This window comes from Arthrobacter sp. P1_A5 (assembly GCF_056406825.1).
The window spans coordinates 1-3770 of the sequence record NZ_JBFTZL010000266.1 but is presented as its reverse complement, the minus strand read 5'-3'; the positions used below and the strand labels follow the sequence as shown (position 1 = coordinate 3770).

Below are 3770 nucleotides of genomic sequence, written 5' to 3'. Positions count from 1 at the left end.
AACGCGAACTGCTCCGCCCCGAAACCCGGGCGGACCTGGGCCGCACGGGCGTGCTGCTCCACCCGGATTTTACCGAAATCGGCAGCTCCGGCCGGATCTGGACCCGCGACGCCATGATGATGTCACTCGAGGACAACCCGGGCGGAGCCGTGGAGCTGGAATTGTTGGGCGCGGACCGGCTGGGTGAGAAGACCATCCTCCTGACCTACCGCAGCCACACCCGTGAGGGATCGGCCCTGCGCAGCTCCCTGTGGGTCCTTGAAGGCGCGCAATGGCGCCTCCGCTTCCACCAGGGCACACCCGAGGCCTGAGGGCGCGAGCGGCTCACGTGAAGCGCTGCGCATTGCCCTGTTCCGCCTGCGCATAGGTGGCGGCAGCGGAGTTCAGCGCGAGGTTGATGGACGCCAGGGAAGCCTCGACCCTGCCCTGGGTCAGCGTCCACTCGGCCACGAGGGTTTGGAAATTAGTCGCCGCGGAGCCCCGCCAGCTGCCCTGGAGCTCGTCCAGCCCCCGTTTCATGGCGTGGACGTCCGCGCTGATCCTCTCCACCGTGGCCTGCACGTTGGCGGACTTCAGCTGGAGGAGTTCCGTATCGACGGAGATGATGCTCATGGAAAGGCCTCTCGAATACTCGGGAGGCGGCCGCGGCCCGGCGGAGCACGGTGACCGTCAGCGGGTCTGCGGTGACGTATTGCGCTGACATTTTCGGTGAGAGCTGGCGGGGGAGCGGCTGCCTCATCCGGATCTTCCGGACACCTCGAGCGTAGGCGGGCGGCGCGCCGGCCGGACACCGGCGTCGGCCCCTATGTGGATAAGTCCGCTGTGGACCGTTCCGTGGCCTCTTCGTCCAGGAGCGGGATGCTGACCACCAGCGTGGCACCACCGCCGTCGGTCTTCCCGACCCGCACGGACCCGGAATGCGAGCCGACGATGGCGGCCACGATCGCCAGGCCCAGTCCGCTGCCGCCGGTCTCCCTGGTCCGGGAGGTGTCGGCCCGGTAGAAACGCTCGAAAATACGGGCCGCCTCGTCATCCGGAACCCCCGGTCCGTGGTCCCGGACCTCGATCACGGACTGCCGTGTTCCGTCCGGTGCGGTCCGGACCCCGACGCCAATTTCGACAGGGGTGCCCTCCGGCGTGTAGCGCAGGGCATTGCCGACCAGGTTGCTGACCACTTGGCGCAGTTTGGCTTCGTCGCCCAGCACCGGGGCGGCGGCCGGGGCCGCGCCGTCAATCCCGGTGAGGGTGATGGTGCGGCTGCGGTCGCTCGCCTGGGTGTCCACCACGGCGTCGTTGGCCAGCAGCAGCAGGTCTGCGGGTTTCTGCTGCAACGGCCGCTGTTCGTCGATCCTGGCCAGCAGCAGCAGGTCTTCGACCATGGCTCCCATGCGTTTGGCTTCGCTTTCGATCCGCCCCATCGCCGTGGCCACGTCTTCAGGAGTGGACAACGCCCCGTGCCGGTACAGCTCGGAGAACCCGCGGATGGTCACCAGCGGGGTTCTCAGTTCGTGCGATGCGTCGGCGGCGAAGCGCCGCATCCGCGCCTCGGACGCCATCCTGGCGGCGAAGGCCGTCTCAATGTGCGCGAGCATGGCATTGAGCGAGCTCCCAAGCCGGCCCACCTCCGTGCCCGGGTTCTCCACCTCCACACGCTGGGACAAGTCTCCCGCGGCGATCGCGGCGGCCGTCTTCTCCACCCGGGCCAGCGGCCGGAAGGACCGCGAAACAGTCCACGTGGCGATGAAGAACGCCAGCACGAGCGTCAGCAGGCCCACACCCACCACCACCAGGGCAGCGTGTTCCATCACCGAATCCACGGGGTCCAACGGCAGCCCGATCACGACGACGGCGCCGCGGTTGTTGTTATCCACCACGCTGACGGCCACGACCCGCCAGTTGCCGCCCTCGGATCCGCGGACCTGGAAGGGCATCTGCTGGCGTTCCCGGGCCTCGACCGAGGAAAAGGTGCTGAGCGCGGGGTGGGATTCCTTGTCGCCGCCGAAGGTGTAGGGCGGAAGACCGGGGCTGAAGAGCATCAGCGAGTAGTCGGTGGGAACGGTGGAGTTGGTTTCCTGCAGTTGGCTGAAGGACTGCTGCTGGCGCGCGGATTCGACGGCGGCCCGGAGCTTGTCATCCACCTGGCCCTGCAGGAAGCTGTGCAGCAGCGTCAGCGTGCCCGCCCCGGTAGCCGTGAGRGCCACCAGCATGAGCGCCATCATGATGGYCACGAGCTGCGAGCGCAGCGACGCCGATTTCCAGCGGTACAGCAAGGTCAGCGCTTCTCGGCAGTCCGCAGAACGTAGCCGACGCCGCGCTTGGTCTGGATCAGTGCCGGGGCGTCGGGATCGATATCCACTTTGCGGCGCAGGTAGGAGATGTAGGACTCCACGATCGAGGCGTCGCCGTTGAAGTCGTACTCCCATACATGGTCGAGGATCTGGGCTTTGGACAGGACCCGGTTCGGATTGAGCATGAGGTAGCGCAGGAGCTTAAATTCCGTGGGCGAAAGCTCGATCACGGTCCCGCCGCGCCGGACCTCGTGGGCGTCGTCGTCGAGCTGAAGGTCATCGACCCGGATCACGGCGTCGTCGTCGACCTGGGGTTGCGTGCGCCGGAGTACGGCGCGGATGCGGGCCACCACCTCGTCGAGGCTGAACGGTTTGGTGACGTAATCGTCCCCGCCCACGGTCAAGCCGGTGACTTTGTCCTCGGTGTCGTCCTTGGCCGTGAGGAACAGGACCGGGAAGTGCTTGCCGGCGGCGCGCAGGCGGCGGGTAACGGTGAAGCCGTCCATGTCCGGCAGCATGACGTCCAGCACCGCCAGATCGGGGGAGTGCAACTCAGCAGCAGCCAGTGCCTCGCGTCCGCTGCCGGCCGAGACGACTTCGAAACCAGCGAAGCGCAGGGACGTGGAGAGCAACTCGCGGATGTTCGGTTCGTCATCGACGACAAGCAGCTTGGCTTCGGGACCGTTCTTCTTCATGTTCCCATGATGCTCCCAGACTCTGGGAGTTTTCTGAATGGAGGTTGTGTGTTGCATGGCCGCATCCCCGGCACCCGCCTAGCCAGCGGTGCCGACGTCCTTCGCGTCCATGATCCGGTAGGCGTACCCCTGCTCGGCGAGGAACCGCTGCCGCTTCGCGGCGAAATCCTGGTCCAGGGTGTCCCTGGCCACGAGCGAATAGAACCGGGCGGAGCGGCCGTCCTTCTTCGGGCGCAGCAGCCGGCCCAGGCGCTGGGCCTCCTCCTGGCGGGACCCGAATGAACCGGAGACCTGGATCGCGACCGACGCCTCGGGCAGGTCGATGGAGAAATTGGCGACCTTGGACACCACCAGGGTCTGCACCTCGCCGGCGCGGAACGCGTCGAACAGCCGCTGGCGCTCCTTCACCGACGTGTCGCCCTTGATCACCGGCGCGCCCAGGCGCTCGCCGATCTCGTCGAGCTGGTCGATGTACTGCCCGATCACCAGGAGCTGTTCCCCGGCGTGTTCGGCGACGAGTTCTTCGACCACCCGGGTCTTCGTCTCGGAGGTGGCACACAGCCGGTATTTGTCGGCGTCCTCGGCCATGGCATAGGCCACCCGCTCGTCGCGGGGCAGGTCCACCCGGACTTCCACGCAATCGGCCGGGGCGATGTAGCCCTGGGCCTCGATGTCCTTCCACGGCGCGTCGTAGCGTTTCGGACCGATCAGGCTGAAGACCTCGCCCTCCCGGCCGTCCTCCCGCACCAACGTGGCGGTCAGCCCGAGCCGTCGGCGGGCCTGCAGG

At 67.4% G+C, this 3770-nt stretch carries 5 protein-coding genes; 1 reads left to right on the top strand and 4 read right to left on the bottom strand.

Annotated features, from left to right (window positions below; all coding sequences use genetic code 11):
• The coding region (locus AC1D1S_RS20005; RefSeq protein ID WP_476995306.1) for a nuclear transport factor 2 family protein at positions 1 to 311 on the top strand (311 nt) is incomplete at its 5' end.
• A 13-nt stretch (positions 312 to 324) separates the two neighbouring features.
• On the opposite strand, the gene AC1D1S_RS20000 is transcribed toward AC1D1S_RS20005, so the two are convergent.
• The 4 genes from AC1D1S_RS20000 to AC1D1S_RS19985 all read right to left on the bottom strand — a co-directional run.
• Entirely contained in the window at positions 325 to 612 is a 288-nt protein-coding gene (locus AC1D1S_RS20000) for a WXG100 family type VII secretion target (RefSeq protein WP_028276951.1), read from the bottom strand.
• Positions 613 to 803: 191 nt separating this feature from the next.
• Positions 804 to 2270 (bottom strand): sensor histidine kinase, encoded by a 1467-nt coding sequence (locus AC1D1S_RS19995; RefSeq protein WP_476995305.1) that lies wholly within the window; start codon positions 2268 to 2270, stop codon positions 804 to 806.
• A 2-nt stretch (positions 2271 to 2272) separates the two neighbouring features.
• Complete coding sequence (locus AC1D1S_RS19990) at positions 2273 to 2983, bottom strand: response regulator transcription factor (RefSeq protein ID WP_018775770.1); 711 nt, start codon at positions 2981 to 2983, stop codon at positions 2273 to 2275.
• A gap of 78 nt (positions 2984 to 3061) precedes the next feature.
• Positions 3062 to 3770 (bottom strand): helicase-related protein (locus AC1D1S_RS19985; RefSeq protein WP_476995304.1); only part of this gene is annotated, 709 nt, incomplete at its 5' end.